At 39.8% G+C, this 17927-nt stretch carries 19 protein-coding genes; 1 reads left to right on the top strand and 18 read right to left on the bottom strand.

Annotated elements, in window-relative coordinates; translation table 11 throughout:
• Positions 1 to 12: 12 nt before the first annotated feature.
• Genes FGL90_RS08520 through racE form a run of 3 tightly spaced genes read right to left on the bottom strand, consistent with a single transcriptional unit; the run spans position 13 to position 1961 of the window.
• Positions 13 to 525: a metallophosphoesterase gene (locus tag FGL90_RS08520; protein WP_147657689.1), complete on the bottom strand. Its 513-nt coding sequence runs from the start codon at positions 523 to 525 to the stop codon at positions 13 to 15.
• The gene (locus FGL90_RS08515) at positions 525 to 1130 is read right to left on the bottom strand and encodes an XTP/dITP diphosphatase (RefSeq protein ID WP_147657687.1); all 606 of its coding nucleotides are present in this window, start codon (positions 1128 to 1130) and stop codon (positions 525 to 527) included. The genes FGL90_RS08520 and FGL90_RS08515 overlap by 1 nt, the downstream gene beginning before the upstream one ends.
• Before the next feature lie 12 nt (positions 1131 to 1142).
• Positions 1143 to 1961 (bottom strand): glutamate racemase, encoded by an 819-nt coding sequence (racE, locus tag FGL90_RS08510; RefSeq protein WP_010620715.1) that lies wholly within the window; start codon positions 1959 to 1961, stop codon positions 1143 to 1145.
• 146 nt (positions 1962 to 2107) lie between these two features.
• Between racE and FGL90_RS08505 the strand changes: the two genes are divergently transcribed.
• Positions 2108 to 2626 carry a DUF2507 domain-containing protein gene (locus FGL90_RS08505; protein WP_056973799.1) on the top strand — a complete coding sequence of 173 codons (519 nt, stop codon included), beginning with the start codon at positions 2108 to 2110 and terminating at the stop codon, positions 2624 to 2626.
• Between the two features lie 33 nt (positions 2627 to 2659).
• On the opposite strand, the gene trxA is transcribed toward FGL90_RS08505, so the two are convergent.
• The 15 genes from trxA to ruvB form a co-directional block, all read right to left on the bottom strand.
• Positions 2660 to 2974, bottom strand: a complete 315-nt coding sequence (gene trxA / locus FGL90_RS08500; RefSeq protein WP_010620713.1) for a thioredoxin — start codon at positions 2972 to 2974, stop codon at positions 2660 to 2662.
• A 76-nt stretch (positions 2975 to 3050) separates the two neighbouring features.
• A complete protein-coding gene (locus tag FGL90_RS08495; protein WP_010620712.1) occupies positions 3051 to 5408 on the bottom strand; it encodes an endonuclease MutS2 in 2358 nt (785 codons plus the stop codon).
• Between the two features lie 158 nt (positions 5409 to 5566).
• Positions 5567 to 6067, bottom strand: coding sequence for a CvpA family protein (locus tag FGL90_RS08490; RefSeq protein WP_162097571.1), 501 nt, complete (start codon positions 6065 to 6067; stop codon positions 5567 to 5569).
• 33 nt (positions 6068 to 6100) lie between these two features.
• A complete protein-coding gene (locus FGL90_RS08485; RefSeq protein ID WP_010620710.1) occupies positions 6101 to 6361 on the bottom strand; it encodes a cell division protein ZapA in 261 nt (86 codons plus the stop codon).
• A 130-nt stretch (positions 6362 to 6491) separates the two neighbouring features.
• Entirely contained in the window at positions 6492 to 6821 is a 330-nt protein-coding gene (locus FGL90_RS08480; RefSeq protein ID WP_010620709.1) for a DUF1292 domain-containing protein, read from the bottom strand.
• A 9-nt stretch (positions 6822 to 6830) separates the two neighbouring features.
• Positions 6831 to 7271: a Holliday junction resolvase RuvX gene (gene ruvX / locus FGL90_RS08475; RefSeq protein WP_010620708.1), complete on the bottom strand. Its 441-nt coding sequence runs from the start codon at positions 7269 to 7271 to the stop codon at positions 6831 to 6833.
• Positions 7268 to 7537 carry an IreB family regulatory phosphoprotein gene (locus tag FGL90_RS08470; RefSeq protein ID WP_147657685.1) on the bottom strand — a complete coding sequence of 90 codons (270 nt, stop codon included), beginning with the start codon at positions 7535 to 7537 and terminating at the stop codon, positions 7268 to 7270. The genes ruvX and FGL90_RS08470 overlap by 4 nt, the downstream gene beginning before the upstream one ends.
• A 103-nt stretch (positions 7538 to 7640) precedes the next feature.
• Positions 7641 to 10286 (bottom strand): alanine--tRNA ligase, encoded by a 2646-nt coding sequence (gene alaS / locus FGL90_RS08465; RefSeq protein WP_147657683.1) that lies wholly within the window; start codon positions 10284 to 10286, stop codon positions 7641 to 7643.
• Positions 10287 to 10551: 265 nt separating this feature from the next.
• Positions 10552 to 11907, bottom strand: coding sequence for a DEAD/DEAH box helicase (locus tag FGL90_RS08460; RefSeq protein ID WP_010620705.1), 1356 nt, complete (start codon positions 11905 to 11907; stop codon positions 10552 to 10554).
• Positions 11904 to 12863: a DHH family phosphoesterase gene (locus FGL90_RS08455; RefSeq protein ID WP_010620704.1), complete on the bottom strand. Its 960-nt coding sequence runs from the start codon at positions 12861 to 12863 to the stop codon at positions 11904 to 11906. Before FGL90_RS08455 ends, FGL90_RS08460 begins: the two co-directional genes overlap by 4 nt.
• Before the next feature lie 70 nt (positions 12864 to 12933).
• The gene (gene dinB, locus FGL90_RS08450; RefSeq protein WP_050899341.1) at positions 12934 to 14004 is read right to left on the bottom strand and encodes a DNA polymerase IV; all 1071 of its coding nucleotides are present in this window, start codon (positions 14002 to 14004) and stop codon (positions 12934 to 12936) included.
• A gap of 106 nt (positions 14005 to 14110) precedes the next feature.
• Positions 14111 to 14485, bottom strand: a complete 375-nt coding sequence (yajC, locus tag FGL90_RS08445; RefSeq protein ID WP_050899340.1) for a preprotein translocase subunit YajC — start codon at positions 14483 to 14485, stop codon at positions 14111 to 14113.
• A gap of 105 nt (positions 14486 to 14590) precedes the next feature.
• On the bottom strand, positions 14591 to 15733 hold the full coding sequence (gene tgt / locus FGL90_RS08440) for a tRNA guanosine(34) transglycosylase Tgt (protein WP_010620701.1): 1143 nt from the start codon (positions 15731 to 15733) through the stop codon (positions 14591 to 14593).
• A 114-nt stretch (positions 15734 to 15847) separates the two neighbouring features.
• Positions 15848 to 16882, bottom strand: a complete 1035-nt coding sequence (gene queA, locus FGL90_RS08435) for a tRNA preQ1(34) S-adenosylmethionine ribosyltransferase-isomerase QueA (RefSeq protein WP_010620700.1) — start codon at positions 16880 to 16882, stop codon at positions 15848 to 15850.
• Positions 16883 to 16892: 10 nt separating this feature from the next.
• Positions 16893 to 17912 carry a Holliday junction branch migration DNA helicase RuvB gene (gene ruvB, locus FGL90_RS08430; protein WP_010620699.1) on the bottom strand — a complete coding sequence of 340 codons (1020 nt, stop codon included), beginning with the start codon at positions 17910 to 17912 and terminating at the stop codon, positions 16893 to 16895.
• Positions 17913 to 17927: the final 15 nt, after the last annotated feature.

Here is a 17927-nt window from a genome sequence, read left to right as displayed (position 1 = left end):
CTGCACCTCAATTTAGCGTTTAATAATCGTCTTCAATTCTGGAACCTTTTGACAGGCGCGGTTGTAAAAATCAACTTCGAAATTCGTATCAGTGACCGTGATCATCGCAAATGTGCCACCAATCCGTGAATATTCTCCCCGGGGAAGTAAGATACTTCCCGGATTCACAAATAACCGATTATTTTGCCACTCAACCCCAAGCTTGTGGGTATGACCAAATAAAACAATATCAGCATCCACTTCTGCTGCTCTGAGTGCCAATCGGTTTAAATCAAAATTCACACCATATTTGTCTCCATGCGTCATATAAACCGTTAATTTACCCACTTTTCGTGACACTTCCTCAGGAAATCCCGTTGCAAAATCATTGTTTCCCCTCACATAAGAAGTTCCATCAAAAAAAGAATCTGTTGGAGATCCTTCCGAATCACCACAGTGAAAAATCGCATCTGCAGTCATTTGCGATTTAATACTATTCAAAATTTCCTGGTCTCCGTGATTATCACTAATAACAAGTATTTTCATTATTTCTGCCTCCACCAAGAATCAAATTTGGTCATTAGATCTACGGTTGCGCGACCTCGATGGCTAATTTCATTTTTCTCAGTTTGACTCATTTGGGCTAACGTTTTCTTCTTCTCTGATACATAAAATAAGGGATCATATCCAAATCCGTTGTTTCCTTGCGGCTCTTTTAAAATAATTCCTGCAATTTCTCCGTTACTTACAAGTTTGGACCCGTCTGGCCACATAAGAACCAATGTCGTATGGAATCGGGCCGTTCTTTTCTCTATCGGAATGCCATCCAAATTACGCAACAATTTTTGATTATTAGCAATATCATCGTGGTCTCCCGCATACCTAGCAGAATGGACACCTGGCGCACCGTCTAATGCATCAACAATTAATCCTGAGTCATCGGCAAGGACTGGTAAGTTTGTGTGCTTAGAGACAATCTCAGCTTTAATCATGGCGTTTTCAAGGAAGGTACTGCCAGTTTCGTTAATTTCTGGTAATTCTTTAACATCAGCAAGCGTTAATACGTCAATTCCTCGCGGCTCAAATATTTTTTTGAATTCAGCTGTCTTCCCTTTATTCTTAGTTGCAATTACAAGCTTGTCGTTTTTCATTCTAAATTCCCTCTATTTCAAAGATAGACTTTCAACTGGAACATGCGTGACGTTCAAATCGTCCATTTCTAACCAGTTACCCGCAATCAACTTAAAGCGGTCCGCTGATCCTGTTGAAAAATAGCGGTCCGGTAATTCTTTATGCGAAGATTCATTTGCCAAATTAAAATAATCTAGGAGTAATGAAACAGAACTGACCGTTTCCGCCCCAGAATCAATTAATTTAACATCAGGACCAACCGCTTCTTGAATAAACGGTTTAAGCAGTGGGTAGTGAGTACACCCCAAAATTAACGTATCAATGTCGGTCCCTTTAAAGTATGCCATAGATTCATCAACAATTTGTTTAGCAATTTTAGTTTTATATTCGTTACTTTCCACAATTGGCACAAATTTAGGACACGCCAAGCTAAACACCTTATTCTGCAAATCTTTACTCAGAATAGCCTTTTCATACGCATTGCTCTTAATCGTACCTTCAGTTGCGATAACTCCAATCCGATGATTCTTGGTCGCTTTAATTGCTGCACGCGACCCAGGCGAAATAACGCCGATTACAGGAATGGGTAATGTCTTCTGTAAATACTCTAGTGCAGCTGATGTAGCTGTATTACAGGCAATAACAAACATTTTGATATTTTTTGCCGTTAAAAATTGACCTAATTGTTCAGAAAATTCCCTAACCTGTTCTGCGGGTCTAGGACCATATGGTAAACGGGCTTGATCACCAATGAAACAAACTGATTCATAGGGTAATTGACGGAGTGCTTCCTTGACAACGGTCAATCCACCAACGCCTGAATCCATGTATCCAATTGCTTGTGAAGTCATAATTAACCCTCTTTTTCGATTTACTTTAAGAATTAATTATCTCTTTTTTTACTGATACTTTCAAGTTTTTGAATTTATTAAAGAGCTTGCTTTTCTATAATAAATGAGTGTAATCTATTATTAATATGAATAAAAAGGATGTTATCATGCAAACTGACATTTATCAGCAATACTTAAATCAAAAAGATCTTTCACCATACTTTGGGCAAGCACTCATTCGCGATATTATCTTACCAGACATCTTAGGGGACGATATGAACGACATTTTGTATTTTGAGGGCAAACAACTCGCTAGACGTTTCCCATTGGCAAACCCAGCAGACGTCATAATCTTCTTTAGCCAAGCAAACTTGGGCACTCTTGCGCAAATTAAGATTAATGCGAAACAAGTCATTTGGAATCTCTCAGGTACAGAAGTTCAGCCGCGAGTGGCTAATCCGCAATCATTTATGCTCGAAGCCGGGTTTCTCGCACAGCAATCACAACAACAACTGGGCCTCTTAGCAGAAGCAGAGGTTAAACTAGAAAAAAAAGGACATTCTGAAAGTGTCCAAATTACAGTTCATGTCGATCCTAAAGATGTGCTTGAACCTGAAACAACACCAACTGACAATTTAGAAATTATTGTTTCAGGCACTGAATTTGACGATAAAAAAACGAATTAGACATTTTTGTCTAATTCGTTTTTTTATTATTTATTATACGTATTGATTTAATACTTGTGAAAGCTGGTCCTTTGAATGGTATCCAACGATTGAATCAACCACTTGGCCATCCTTCTTAACTAAAAGAGTTGGAATACTCATGATACCAAATTTTTGTGCGGTTTCAGGATTAGCGTCAACGTCCATCTTGTTGAACGTCACCTGTGTACCCATCTCTTCAGCGAGTTTTTCAACTACTGGTGATTGCATGCGACAAGGGCCACACCAAGTTGCCCAGAAATCAGTCAAAGTTACGCCCTTTGAAGTATCATTTTCAAATGTTTTATCAGTTGTTTCTACAACACTCATTTAAGTCACTCCTTCTCTTATTTACAATTAGTAAGTGTATCAGATATTTAACTTTTTGCAATTTTTTCGCTTGTCCTTAGAATTTAACGATGGTAGAACCGTCGCCACCAGCATTGGCTGGTGAAAAGCCAAACTCTTTGACCCGCTTATTTTTTTCCAAGTATTTGGTAACACCCTTTCGCAGAGCTCCAGTCCCTTTACCATGAATAATGGTCACTGAAGGATACCCAGCAAGCAAGGCTGAATCGATATATCGATCAACCTCCGCAATTGCTTCATCATACCGATGACCACGAAGATCCAAGGTAGGACTCATGCCACTTGATGAGGAACGTTTAATAGTTGCTCGTGCAGGCTTGGTATTTGAGGAAGGCTGTTTTGTCTTATCAAGATTTGCCTCATCAATTTTCATCTTTAATATTCCTAGCTGGACTTCCCATTCATGGTCACTCAGTTTGTCCATAAGGGTTCCCATCTGACCATATGACTTAACGAAAACCTCGTCACCCTTCTTGAAGTCGTGTCGTTTCTTCTCACGCCGTAAAATTCGATTCTGTTTTAACTGGGGGTTCTGTTGAAGCGCGTTAATAGCACCTTTTGCACTTATTAATTCATTTTCTTTGACCGCTTGATTGGATAATTGTTGCTTTTGGTGAAGATCCTTAATAATCTCGTTTGCCTGATTTCGTGTATCACGGACAATTTGATTAGCAGAATCCTTTGCATCCTCAATCAATCGATCCTTTTGCTTCTCGTATTTGTCATACTTTACTTTTAATTCATCATGTAATTGACTTGCTTCGGCTAACTCAACTTTTAATTGTGCTGCAGCATCATCCGCTGCTTTCTTTTGCGCTGTCAAATCAGCAATCATATTATTAATATCTTGGTTGTCTTGGTCAGTTAATTCCCTAGCTTCCGCAATAATCGATTCCTTGATTCCCAATCTTGCTGCAATTTCGAAGGCGTTACTTCGACCTGGAATTCCAATTAACAAATGATAGGTCGGTTTAAGCGTTTTGGTATCAAATTCCATGCTGGCGTTTATTGTGTCTGAGCGATTATAACCAAAGGCCTTTAGTTCTGGATAATGAGTAGTCGCAACAACGGCACTGCCAATCGATCCAATATCATCTAAAATTGCCATCGCGAGAGAAGCCCCTTCTTGAGGGTCAGTTCCTGCACCAACTTCATCCAATAAAATCAAACTCTTTTCATCAGCATCAGCCAAAATGGACACAATGTTATCCATGTGAGATGAAAAAGTACTTAAGTTTTGTTCAATTGATTGTTCATCACCTATATCCGCAAAAATGTCATCAAAAATGGCAATTTCACTATTTTCATTTGCGGGAATAAAAAGACCAGATTGTCCCATTAACTGGACCAGTCCAAGTGTTTTCAAAGTAATCGTTTTACCACCTGTATTAGGCCCAGTCACAATAATTGCTTTATAAGTGTCACCTAGTTCTAAATCATTCGCAACCACTTTTTTTGGATCAATTAGCGGATGCCGTGCAGCACGAAGCTTGACCACATTTTGACTAGAAATAATAGGCTCCGTGGCCTTCTGCTGTTTCGCATACCGTGCCTTTGCGTTTATAAAATCGAGATGTCCTAAAATATGGGCATTATTCTCAATTTCAGTTTGGTATGGTTTTAATAATTCAGATAATTCAGCCAAAATCAATTGCTGTTCTTGCTTTTCAGCTAATTGGTGTTGCCTAAGCTGGTTATTATATTCAACGACGGCACCAGGTTCAATGAACAAGGTTTGGCCAGTTGAACTTTGATCGTGGACAATTCCGCCAAAATGTTGCTTGTACTCAGCCTTCACAGGTATAACAAAGCGATCATCCCTAATTGTCACAATTCCTTCGCTGAGATACTTTGATTCATTTCCTTTTGTATAGTTTTCCATTCGACTTCTGATTGTCGATTCTGTTCTAGCGATTTGATGCCGAATTTGTGCAAGTTTAGGTGACGCAGTATCCAATATTCGACCATCTTCCTCAATGGAACGGGTCAGCCGCTGACTAATTTCAGGAAGAGAACTAATATTTGTAATAAATTTATATAAAAGCCGAAGCTCTATTTGTTTTTCATTTAATTTGTCGAAAAATTCTGTGACTGATTCGGTTGTCTTTAAAACTCGCCCAACTTGGGCCAACTCCGTCCCGCTTAGTACGCCATCAATTGCCAAACGTTTCATTTGTGACGTAATGTCCGATAGTTTGGGCAATGGAATTCCACCCTCTAAGCGAAGAATATCAGCACCATCTTTTGTTTCATCAAGCCAACGCTGAATCTTCTCTGAATCCGTAATGGGAACTAATTCATTTAGTTCTTTAATTCCAGCATCAGATACAAGATACTGGTGAATTGCTTGTTTGATTTCGTTATAGGCTAATGTTGATAATATTTTGTCGTTCATTAGTTGCCAACTAACTCCTTTATTTTTTGACAGTAGTTACTAAAACACATTCAATAGTATTTTAACGCAATCGTAATTGAACCAAAAGAATCACGACTATTATTTCAGTTATAAAGCAAAATAGCATTTACTTATACAAAGTAAATGCCATCATTTCCCTAATTGATGACCCACCATCCATAAATTGATTTGGCCAAAACGGGAGACTGCTTCACAATCCATTGAGCAATTTGTGAAGTTTGATATTGGTTCTGAAGCCAATCGTTTGATAGCAAAATTATTAAGTGAAGCACTAAAAAAATAAGAAAATAAGAAATTATAAGACCGATGAGGCTCCCTAAAATTGCATTAATAAAGTGTATAACGGGAAGCTTTGTAAATATTCGACTAGTTTTTCGAAGTGCTCTGACAATAATCCAAAAAACAATCATGACTAAAAAGAACGCCAAACCATTAAAAAATATCGTAGAGACAGCCGCATTTCCAGTTTCACTTTTTTCCATTAGACCGGGGCTGGGGATAACGCTTTTTAACAACTCTCCGACCGGCTTTGATGCAAGGTTTGCCATAATTGTCACAATAGATACGGAAACTAAATCGATCAAAGTCAGTAAAAGGCCTCGTCTGTACCCTCTACTAAAAGACCAAACCAGCGTCATTATAATAATTATCGATAAAATCATTTTCAGTACCTAATTTTTCTGCTCGTCTTCAGTATTTGAATTAAGCTCATTAAGTTTATTAGTTGCAATTAGTTGATCTGATATTGCATTGAATGCTAAAAGTGTCGTCGCATCCACCTGATTTATTCCGGGTACCAATTCCTTTAGCTGTGATAGTTCCTGATTCATTTTCTCAGTAACCGCCTGCATATGTTCAACGGAACTTGTCCCAACGATGGTGTAGGTTTTACCCCCAATAACTGCCTTAAAGCGCCGTTTTTGTACTGCCATAATTCACCCATCCTCCTAGAAATTAACACATTCCATTCTATCATGAATGCCCACTACTAGGTAGTTTCTTTAGAAATATCTTTAAAAAGGATACAAAAAAAGGATTACGCAAAAACGTAATCCAATTCTGCTACTTAGCGTCTGGATCTCCCCAGTCTTGATCGGAAGCATCCGTGCCACCACCATTTAAGAAGGTGTTTAGCATTGACTCAACCATATTCCATTCATCATCTGATTCAATTGGAATAAGATCGCCACCAGATGGATTTGCAGGATCATCGTTATCAGGTAATTGGTATGCCTGTACGTCAACCTCTTCATCATCTGATTTGCCTGATGGATACATTAAAATATATGATTTGCCATAGTCTGGTGATTTGAACGTAAACAAGACTTCGTAAAGTTCCTCATTTCCATCTTCATCAACCAGGGTAATTTGTTGGTTCTCACTTTCACTCATGTGTGTCCCTCACTTTGCCTTTAATAGTTTTCCATTGCGATCGAGATAATTCTGAAGAATTAGCCCCGCTGCAAGTTTATCAATTACTTTCTTACGCTTGCGTCTGGATGTGTCGGCTTGTTCCACTAACATACGCTCTGCCTCAACTGTTGTCAATCGCTCATCCTCAAAATCAATTGGAAGCTGAAATTTTTGGGTGAGCATTTCACCATATTTTTTCGATGCTTCAGCGCGTGGTCCAAGCGAATTATTCATATTTTTCGGTAATCCTAACACGAAGCCAGAAACATCATATTGCTCTGCTAATTCGCCTACTCTGTCAAGACCAAACTGTTCCTCATCCTCGTTAATTCGAATGATTTCAATTCCCTGTGCCGTCCAACCAAGGGCATCACTTATCGCAACACCAACAGTCCTTGATCCAACGTCTAATCCCATTAGTCTCTTCATTTTTCTGGGTCCTTACTCTCATGTAGGTACACTCGAACTAGCTCTTCAATTATTTCATCACGTTCATGCTTACGAATCAGGTTTCTTGCATCGTTTAAACGTGGAATGTAGGCCGGGTCGCCCGAAATAAGATACCCCACAATTTGATTAATTGGGTTATGGCCCTTTTCTTCCAAAGCCTGATAGACCGTTACTAACGTATCATGAACATCCTTTGGCTTTTTTTCATCAAAATTGAAATACATCGTTTTATCTAATGAACTCAACCTTACCCACCTCCAAGCTCCTATTTGTGATAATTTTACAAGAAATTTATGGAAACTACAATGATAGCCTCCCAATGTAACTGATTCGTAATAAAAACCTCATTTATGCTAACGCTTTAACCCATTCTGAGGCAGCCACCATTGCATCATTTAGTCCACTTGGTTTCTTACCACCTGCTTGGGCCAAATTAGGACGACCACCGCCGCCACCATTAATATTAGGTGAAATAGCCTTAATTAGGTCTCCAGCTTTGATGCCTAATTTTACCTTTTCATCTGCGACAGCCACAATCAAGTTAGCTTTATCTTCTACTTGGGCGCCTAAGACCAGAATATCAGAATATCCCTTTTGACGCCAAGTATCTGCAAGTTGTCTTAATTGATCCATTCCAGAAACTTGAACCGTTCCTGCAATCAAAGTAGTCCCATTAATTTCTTGAATCTTTTCAAATACTTTATCCGCTTGCTGGCCTGCAAGTTTAGCATGCAACGACTTATTTTCATTTTCTAGTCGTTTAACTTGATCATTCAACTGGTCAATTTTATGAGGAACATCTTGAAGTTGAGGTGCCTTCAAGCCACTCGCAATATTTTCCAACATCGTGTTGTGCTCATTCAAGAACTCAAAAGCTTCTTTTGAAGTAACCGCCTCGATTCGACGAGTACCGGCCCCAATCCCAGATTCACTCTTAATTTTAAAGAGTCCCAACTCGTTGGTATTGGAAACGTGGTCACCCCCACAAAATTCAATTGAAAAGTCCCCAACAGAAACAACTCTAACGGTCTTGCCATATTTCTCACTGAACAGGGCAATGGCACCCATTTTCTTACCAGTTTCTGGATCAGTTTCAATCGTTGTAACTGGCAATTCAGCAAAGATTTGATCATTAACAATTTGCTCGACTTTTTGCAAATCTTCAGCCGTTACTTGACCAAAATGGGTAAAGTCAAACCGTAGATAGTCTGGCTCCACAAGTGAACCTGCCTGTTGTGTATGTTCGCCAAATACATTACGGAGTGCTTGATCCAGTAAATGAGTGGCCGTATGATTCTTCTCAACCTTGCTATGGAAATGACGATCAACCGTTAACTTGTAATGCCCATCAACTTCCATTGGTCGCTTAACTTCAATGGTATGCAAGTTTTGGCCATTTGGCGCGTGTTGAACATCTATCACGACAGCGACTAAATTGCCCTTTTCATCTAAAATGTCGCCTTTATCAGCAACTTGACCGCCCATTTCAGCATAAAACGGTGTCTTATCAAAAATTACTTGAGCTTGTCCTGTCGCAGTCTTTTTAACCAAACGTTGGTCAACGATAACTGTTTCAAGAGTCGCATCATCAACGGATAAGTCTTCATAACCAACATACTGGCTAGGAACTTTAACATCTACTAAAAGGTCATTCTGAAGTCCCATCGCTTTTTTAGAACCACGAGCTTTACGCGCACGATTTCGCTGCTTTTCCATTTCAACTTTGAAGCCATCTTCATCAACCTTGATGCCTTCATCTTCAGTATATTCACGCGTCAATTCCACAGGAAACCCATAAGTATCATAGAGTTTAAAAGCATCGGCCCCATTAATAATATACGTTTTATCCTTCTTAGTTTCACTAATTAAGTCATTTAATAAGTGTAATCCGTCTGCTAATGTTTCGTTAAACCGATCTTCTTCTGATTTTACGATTTTGGCGATGTAGTCACTTTGTTGCAACACTTCTGGGTAGTAGGATTCCATCACTTTACCCACAACAGGGACTAGCTTATATAAGAATGGACCCTTGATACCAAGCTTTTGACCATTAACAACGGCACGACGAATGAGTCGACGAATAATGTATCCTCGTCCCTCATTTGAAGGTAAGGCACCGTCACCAATCGCAAATGTAATTGCTCGCGAGTGGTCCGCAATGACTTTATAAGACACGTCAATCTTGCTGTCTTTGCCATATTCCGTTGTTGAGCTTAAGCCTTGAGTCTCCTCAATCATCGGCATAAATAAATCCGTTTCAAAATTGGTCTTTGCATTTTGAAATACTGAAACGACTCGTTCAAGACCCATTCCAGTATCAATATTCTTTCGAGGTAAGGGTTTATACGTTCCATCTGGCTCATGGTTAAACTGTGAGAAAACAATGTTCCAAACTTCCAAATAACGTTGATTCTCGCCACCTGGGTAATTTTCAGGATCATCAGGCGCTAAATCATTAAAAGATTCACCACGATCATAAAAAATTTCTGAATCTGGGCCTGAGGGGCCCTCACCAATGTCCCAAAAGTTGTCCTCAGCTTCAATGATGTGATCATCTGAAACGCCAACTTGTTTCCAGAATTTTTTGGCGTCTGTATCATCTGGATAAACGGTCATATAGAGTTTTTCTGGATCCCAACCAAACCATTTGTCAGACGTTAATAGCTCCCAGCCCCATTCAATGGCCTGTTCCTTAAAGTAATCACCAACGGAAAAATTTCCAAGCATTTCAAATAACGTATGGTGACGTGCTGTCTTACCCACGTTTTCAATGTCGTTCGTCCGAATACTTTTTTGTGAACTTGTTAATCTTGGATTTTCAGGAACGACACTCCCATCAAAATATTTTTTCATCGTGGCAACCCCTGAGTTAATCCAAAGCAATGATGGATCATCAACTGGGATTAGTGACGCACTGGGTTCAATTGAATGACCCTTTGATTTAAAGAAATCCAAATACATTTGACGAATTTCACTACTATTTAATTTTTTCATAACGACATTCCTTTCAATAATAAAAGCACCGTTGCTAGTAAAGACGCCTAGGCGCGGTACCACTTTACTTGCAACGATGCTAATCGTTAACCTCTTATTGCTCGTTTACGCCGAGCAGCGATTCAATTGTTCGTTGCGGGAGCTTGGCCTAATCAACAGTGCTTTTTTCACCACCCAAAGCATCTCTTGTTCTGAACTAATTAGGTTAATTATCCGTAACTTATCCTATAAAATAATAGTATTTTTTTATAAACTTGTCAATTTATTACTGATAACGATTCGAATCCTGTTTTTTCCGCTTTCTTTCAGTCCGTCCTTTTTGACGTTGTTCAAGACGGCGTTTAAATAGAAGATCCTTATTAATCTCTTTTTTAATCTTCTTCTTATATCCTGGTTTAACTTTTTTCTTTGTCTTATTGATTTTAGCTTTTAATGCACCATCAAGTTCCTCATGGCCGTGGCTCCGCTGTTTACGTCGGTTTCGATCATAAGAATCAACCACTTCACCATTTTGGATTGCCTTTGGCTGGAACTTAATTCCCATCGATTCAATCTCAGTGATTTTTGATTCTTCATCAGGCGTATAGAGTGTAATGGCAATTCCTGCCATCCCTTTTCGGCCCGTTCGTCCAACTCGATGAATGAAGAAGTCTAAATCCTCTGGAATTCCATCGTTAATAACGTGGGAAACACCATCGATATCAATTCCACGAGAAGCAAGATCGGTTGCCACTACAAATTGATAATCCAGGTTCTGAACTTCACGCATCACGCGCTTACGTTCTCTAGGCGGTAAATCGCCTTCAATCATGGCAACTTTGAGGCCATTTTGCTTTAGAAACTTAGTGATTTCCTTAACTCGACTCTTCGTATTTGCGAAGATTAAGGCTAAGTATGGCTCACCCATTGTCAGCAAGTTGTAAATAATATCGTTCTTATTTTGTCCCTTTGTGGAAATCAACCAATTATCAATTGTAGGACTGATAACAGAGGTAACCGGAATTTCCTCCATCACAGGATTAGACATATACTTTTTCAAAAAAGGTTGCAGCTTTTGCGGAATTGTCGCCGAAAAGACCATCATTTGTAGCTTGTTAGGTAACCGACTCGCAATCTGGTCTACAACGCTTAGGAATCCCATATCAAGCGTCATATCAGCCTCATCAACCACGAATGACCGAGAAGTATGAATGTCTAAGTCTCCACCCTTAACTAAATCAAGCAGTCGTCCAGGTGTTCCGATAACGATTTGTGGTTGTTCATGATGGAGCTTCGATTGTTGGCGCGCCTTATCAGTACCACCAACGTAATTTACAACTCTAATGGGTTTCTCGCTGTGGCTTGCCAACTGTTTTGCTGCTTCATAAATTTGATAGGCTAATTCTCGACTGGGCGTTGTAATCAGTGACTGAACCTCATCAAGCTCTGGATCTATCTTGTCAAAAATTGGTAACAAAAAGGTATGGGTTTTTCCGCTACCCGTCTGTGATTTACCAACAACACTTTTTCCAGATTTAATCACGGGAATAAGTCGTTTTTGAACCGCAGTTGGTTCCGTAAATCCTAATTCTTCAATTGCTTCCACTAAAAATGGTTGCAGGTTAAATTCGTTAAAACTCATTCATTGTCTCCTTTATCTTTGGCGACCAGTTCATCTAATTCTTTAATAACTTGTTCAATTTCTGCATCATCCTTTGCAACCGCGCCACTGGCAAGTGGATGGCCTCCACCACCGTGGTTCATCGCAAGTTTATTAATTTCCGGTCCTTTAGAACGTAACCGTACTCTAAACGTATGATCCTTTGATTCAACAAAAATTGCCCAAGCACTTACTGCAGTAATTTTACCTGGTAACGGAACAACTGCGGAAGAGCTTTCCTTAAGCATCCCGTACTGTGCTAAAACTTCGTCGGTTAGCTTTACGTAAGCTGCACCGCTATCCAAAATCGTTAAATTGTCATAAACGTAAGCCGATAACTTTGAAAGTGGAATCGTGATTTCGTCTTCCTTTTGATTAACATCACTTGCCGAAAAATCAAGTCTCATTAATTCAGCGGCAACTTCCATCGTATGTGCAGATGTCGCTGGATACATAAAACGTCCGGTATCCCCAACGATTCCTGCGTATAACAGACGACCTGCCTCTGCTGGAATGGTTAATTTTGGCGTAACCGTTTCAGCTAAATCAGTAATCAATTCAGAAGTACTGGATGCCTCAGGTTTCACCCACATAATATCACCAAATTTATCTTCATTTGGATGATGGTCAATCTTAATCATCATTTTTCCTTTATCATAACGGTCATCATCAACTCGTGGTTGATTTGCCGTGTCAGTCACAATGACTAACGCGTTTTTGTAGTCGTCATCCGCAATTTCATCGGATTTTCCCATCCAATCAAACCCTGGGTAAGACTTTCCCGCTGATAAAATCCGCTTGTTTGGAAAATTGGCTTTTAGGATCGTTGCTAATCCCAATTGTGACCCAATTGCATCGGGATCTGGTCGTTGATGACGATGAATAATAATCGTGTCATATTTTTTAATTGCTTCAAGTATAGATTGTTCAGTTGTCATTTAGAGTTTTCCTTTCAATTCCCGTGTTTCTTTAACACCGCATTTAATTATAGCGTTTTTGTGTCCGACATCATAGCTCTTTCCCTTGAATACCAAATAAAGGTAGCGAAATATTATCAAAGTCTAATGGCGCCAATCCAGTAATTGTAATTCCCAATAGACGAACACCTTGCGCAATATCTGGCATTTCATCCAGCAATTGATTGGCATACGTTTCATACAACTTTGGGTCATTTTGAATAAAATCAGTGGTTGTTAACCGCTTTGTCAGCGTAGTAAAGTCCTGATAACGAATCTTTAAAACGAGTGTGCGCCCGTGCTTTTGCTGTTCTTTAACCGTTTTAGCCACCATCTCACTCAATAGCTTAATTTGATCACCAACGGTTGTCTCATCCGATAGAACTGGGCCATATGTCCGCTCTTTACCAATTGATTTTCGTTCTCGCTGATATTCAACTGGACGATCATCTATGCCCCGAACGCGGCGATACAAGATATAGCCAAATTTACCAAAATCCGCCATTAACTTGCTTTCAGACTGTCCAAATAAATCAGTCCCATTAAATATTTTTAAGTCGTGCATTTTCGGAATGGTTTTTTTCCCCACCCCTCGATATTTTTCAATAGGAAGTGCCATCAAGAAATCATGAGCATCATCTTGAGAAATAACGGTCATTCCAATTGGTTTACGAAAATCCGAGGCTTCCTTTGCCAAAAACTTATTGTAGGAAATACCGATTGAACTGGTTAACCGGGTTTGTTCCCAAATAGTTTGTTGTAAGAATTTGCCAACTGCTACCGGATTATCAAGTTCCAATTTATTTTCTGTGACATCTAAATAAGCCTCATCCAGCGCAACAGATTCTATTTTATCCGTCACCTCGTGAAAAATATCATGAATCTTTTCAGACACGGCACGGTATTTTGTAAAATCTGGCTCTTTAAAAATTGCGTCTTTACATAGTTCCAGCGCCTCTTGGGCACTCATCGCGGAGTGTATTCCAGCAGCCCTTGCTAGGTAATTAGCAGTTGCAACGACCCCTCGTCCACCACTTTTACGCGGATCCTTGGCAATCACTAAAGGTTGGTGGCGAAAATCAGGATAATCCCGCATTTCGATTGACGCATAAAAAGCATCCATATCTACATGAATAATTTTACGCACTATTTCAACCACTGCCACACCCCCACTTCATCAGCTTATTAAACCAAAAAAACCAGCCAAAATCAATTGGCTGGTTCACTGATTATTTGGACTCTTCTGTATCTTCAGAAGTTTCTTTTTCAGTCGATTCAGAAACCGAATTGACTTCTTCTTGGACCTTTTCAGTTGAGTCCTCTGTTGATTCATTTTCTGATTTTTCAGTATCATCGGTTGCTACTGTTGTACTTGCTGTTTTTTGGGTTACCTGAGCAATTGCTCGTAAATCAAAAACAAGGAAAATCCCATCTGCATCAAGTGTCACAGTTTTGTCTTCATTGTTGATTTCATCAACCACACCGTGCAAACGACCGATTGTGATAACGTGATCGCCCTTTTGCAGCTTGCTTAAAGTATCTTGATGCTTTTGTTGCTGCTTTCGTTGTGGTCTGATCATCAAGAAGTATAAAACAACAAACATGATGACGATTAAAATAATACCTGAATAGTTAGCCAAAATAGTTCACCCCTTAATATGTCTAGTTACCACTTTACCAAACTTCTTTAATATCGTCTATCTATATCATCAGAAATTCTTTGCATTTGGCTTATTAAATCCGTAATTTTCAAAGACTTCTGCCCGTAAATCAAGTAATTGATCATTCATGATGGCTTCTCGTACGCGTTTCATAAGATTCAGAAGATAATATAAGTTATGGTAACTAGTTAGTCTCATTCCGAAAGACTCGTCCGCTTTGAATAAATGGCGGATATAGGCCCGAGTGTAATTACGACAAGTGTAGCAATCACAATTATCATCGATTGGTGAAAAATCACGTGCATAAACAGCATTTTTTACAACTAATCGACCGTGACTGGTCATACAAGTTCCATTTCGAGCAATTCGTGTTGGCAGAACACAATCAAACATATCTATTCCCCGAATAACACCATCAATCAAGGAATCTGCTGTTCCAACACCCATCAAATATCGGGGTTTATTTTCGGGGAGCAACGGGGTTGTGAAATCTAAAACGCGATTCATTTCTTTCTTGGGCTCACCTACTGATAAACCACCAATAGAGTATCCGGGAAAATCTAAACTAGTTAGATCTTTGGCGGATTGTTTTCTTAAATCTTCATACCCCGCTCCCTGAACAATACCAAATAGTCCTTGATAATCCGCATGCTGATGCGCACGTAATCCACGCTCAGCCCATCTTGAGGTTCGTTCGACAGAGGATTTGATATAGTCATAGCTTTCATAATAAGGAGGACACTCGTCCAAGCTCATCATGATATCTGGTCCTAGATCGTTTTCAATTTGGATTGCTTTTTCGGGAGATAGAAATAACTTGTCCCCGTTAGATGGATTTCGAAAGTGGACACCCTCTTCAGTCAGCTTTCGGTTCTTAGCTAACGAAAACACCTGATAGCCACCGGAATCAGTTAAAATCCCCTTGTCCCAGTTCATGAACTTGTGAAGACCGCCTGCCTCTTTAACCAGGTCTTCTCCAGGCTGTAGCCATAAATGATAGGTATTTGAGAGGATGACGCCTGCGCCCATCTCATCTAATTCTTCTGGTGCAAGTGACTTCACAGTTGCTTGTGTGCCGACTGGCATAAACATTGGCGTTGGAAAAGTACCATGGGGTGTAATTAACTCCCCAAGCCTAGCGCCGGTATGCTTGTCTTTTTTTATTAGGCGATATTTAATCGCTGGATCCATTATGGAACCCCCTTTAAATTTATCTCGCTTTACTTTAACATTTTCATTTCCAATTAAAAAGCATAAAAAAAGATTGGCCAAAAAAAGTCGGTCAATCTCATTAGGTTTATTTAGTTATTTAATAAACATTGCATCCCCGAAACTGAAGAATCGATAATGCTCTTTAATGGCATGTTCATACGCATTTAAAATGTTTTCTCTCCCCGTAAATGCCGCAACCAGCATGACGAGTGTTGATTTCGGCAAATGGAAGTTTGTGATAAAAGCATCCACAATCTGCCATTGATAGCCGGGTTTGATAAAAATTTCCGTCCAACCAGAATCTGCCTTAATTTCGCCCTTAAACTTCGTTCCAATCGTTTCAAGCGTCCGAATTGAGGTTGTTCCCGTTGCAACGATTCTACCACCATTTGCTTTAACCTCTCTCAGAGTTCGAGCAGATTCTTCGCTTAGTTGGTAGAATTCACTATGCATTTTATGATCTTCAATATTATCCTCATCAACTGGTCTAAAAGTTCCCAGCCCAACATGAAGCGTTAAATAGACGAGTTTAATTCCCTTGTCTTGTACCTTTTGAAGTAATTCCTTAGTCCAATGCAAACCCGCTGTTGGCGCAGCAGCCGACCCAACTTGCTTAGCATAAACCGTTTGGTAACGTTCAGGATCATCCAACTTTTCTTTGATATAAGGTGGCAATGGCATTTCTCCCAAAGACTCAAGAATTTCCATAAAGATACCAGCGTAATGAAATTCGATCATTTTACCGCCATGTTCCAAATCTTTGGTGACCGTAGCAGTTAGCTTTCCATCCCCAAACACGATTGTCGTCCCGACAGTTGCACGTTTGGCAGGCTTAGCAAGCGTCTCCCATTCGTCCCCTTGAGTATTGTGCAAAAGGAGCAGCTCAACGTGGCCACCAGTTTCAGGCTTTTCTCCATAAATTCTGGCTGGCATAACCCGAGAATCATTCATCACGACAGCGTCTCCTGAGTTTAATTGATCAATAATGTCGTAAAAGTGCTTATCTTCCATTTCACCAGTTTTATGATCTAAAACTAATAATCGGGAAGCATCTCTCTTTTCAATTGGCGTTTGAGCAATTAATTCATGTGGCAAATCATAATCAAAATCTTCAGTTGTTAATGTCATTTTTTCACCTTTAATCGTTTAAATTTTGTGGATACGGAACGCCAAGATGTTCATAACCGGCCGCCGTCACAACGCGTCCTCTTGAGGTTCGTTTAATGAATCCAATTTGGAGCAAGTAAGGTTCATACATTTCAGCTATGGTATCAGCTTCTTCGCCAATATTTGCAGCTAACGTATTTAACCCAACTGGCCCACCGTTATAAAAGTTAATCATAGTTTTCAGTAATTTAGCGTCAGTACCATCAAGTCCCATATTATCTACGCCAAGTAGTTTTAATGCATGATCGACAATTTCCTGATCGATACTGTCATGTGCCTCAGATACCTGGGCAAAATCCCGAATTCGTTTGAACAGTCGATTCGCAATCCTAGGCGTTCCTCGTGAACGACTCGCAATTGCGTGTGCGCCCTCTTCTTCTATAGGCGTATTAAAGATATTAGCTGTTCGTTGCACGATTTGTTCAAGTTCCGCGGGCTCATAATAGCTCATGTGCTCAACAATCCCAAATCGATCTCTCAGTGGTGCCGACAACTGTCCCGCTCGCGTGGTCGCCCCAATAAGGGTGAAGGGTGGCAATGGAAAATGAATCGGATGGGCAGTTGGGCCTTGCCCAACCACGATATCGACGTAAAAATCTTCCATTGCAGAATAAAGCATTTCTTCAACAATTTTAGGAAGTCGATGAATCTCATCAATAAATAAAATATCACCCGGCTTTAGCTCATTTAGTAACGCTACTAAGTCACCCGGCTTTTCAATTGCGGGACCACTAGTTGTTTTTATGCTAACCGCCATTTCATTGCCGATAACCATGGCCAAAGTCGTTTTCCCTAAACCAGGAGGTCCGTATAAGAGCACGTGATCCAACGATTCCTCACGCTGTTTAGCGGCCTTAATATAAACTGACAGCTCATGCTTAATTTCCTTTTGACCAATATATTCCGAAAGTAATTGCGGTCTTAATGAACCCTCGAGAGAGGTTTCATCGTCTTCAACTTCATTTGAAACTAATCGGTTATCTTCATCCAATGGCTTCTCTCCCCT

The sequence above is a fragment of the Secundilactobacillus malefermentans genome (genome assembly GCF_008033155.1).
Lineage (GTDB): Bacteria > Bacillota > Bacilli > Lactobacillales > Lactobacillaceae > Secundilactobacillus > Secundilactobacillus malefermentans.
This window is presented reverse-complemented; position numbering and strand designations above follow the sequence as displayed.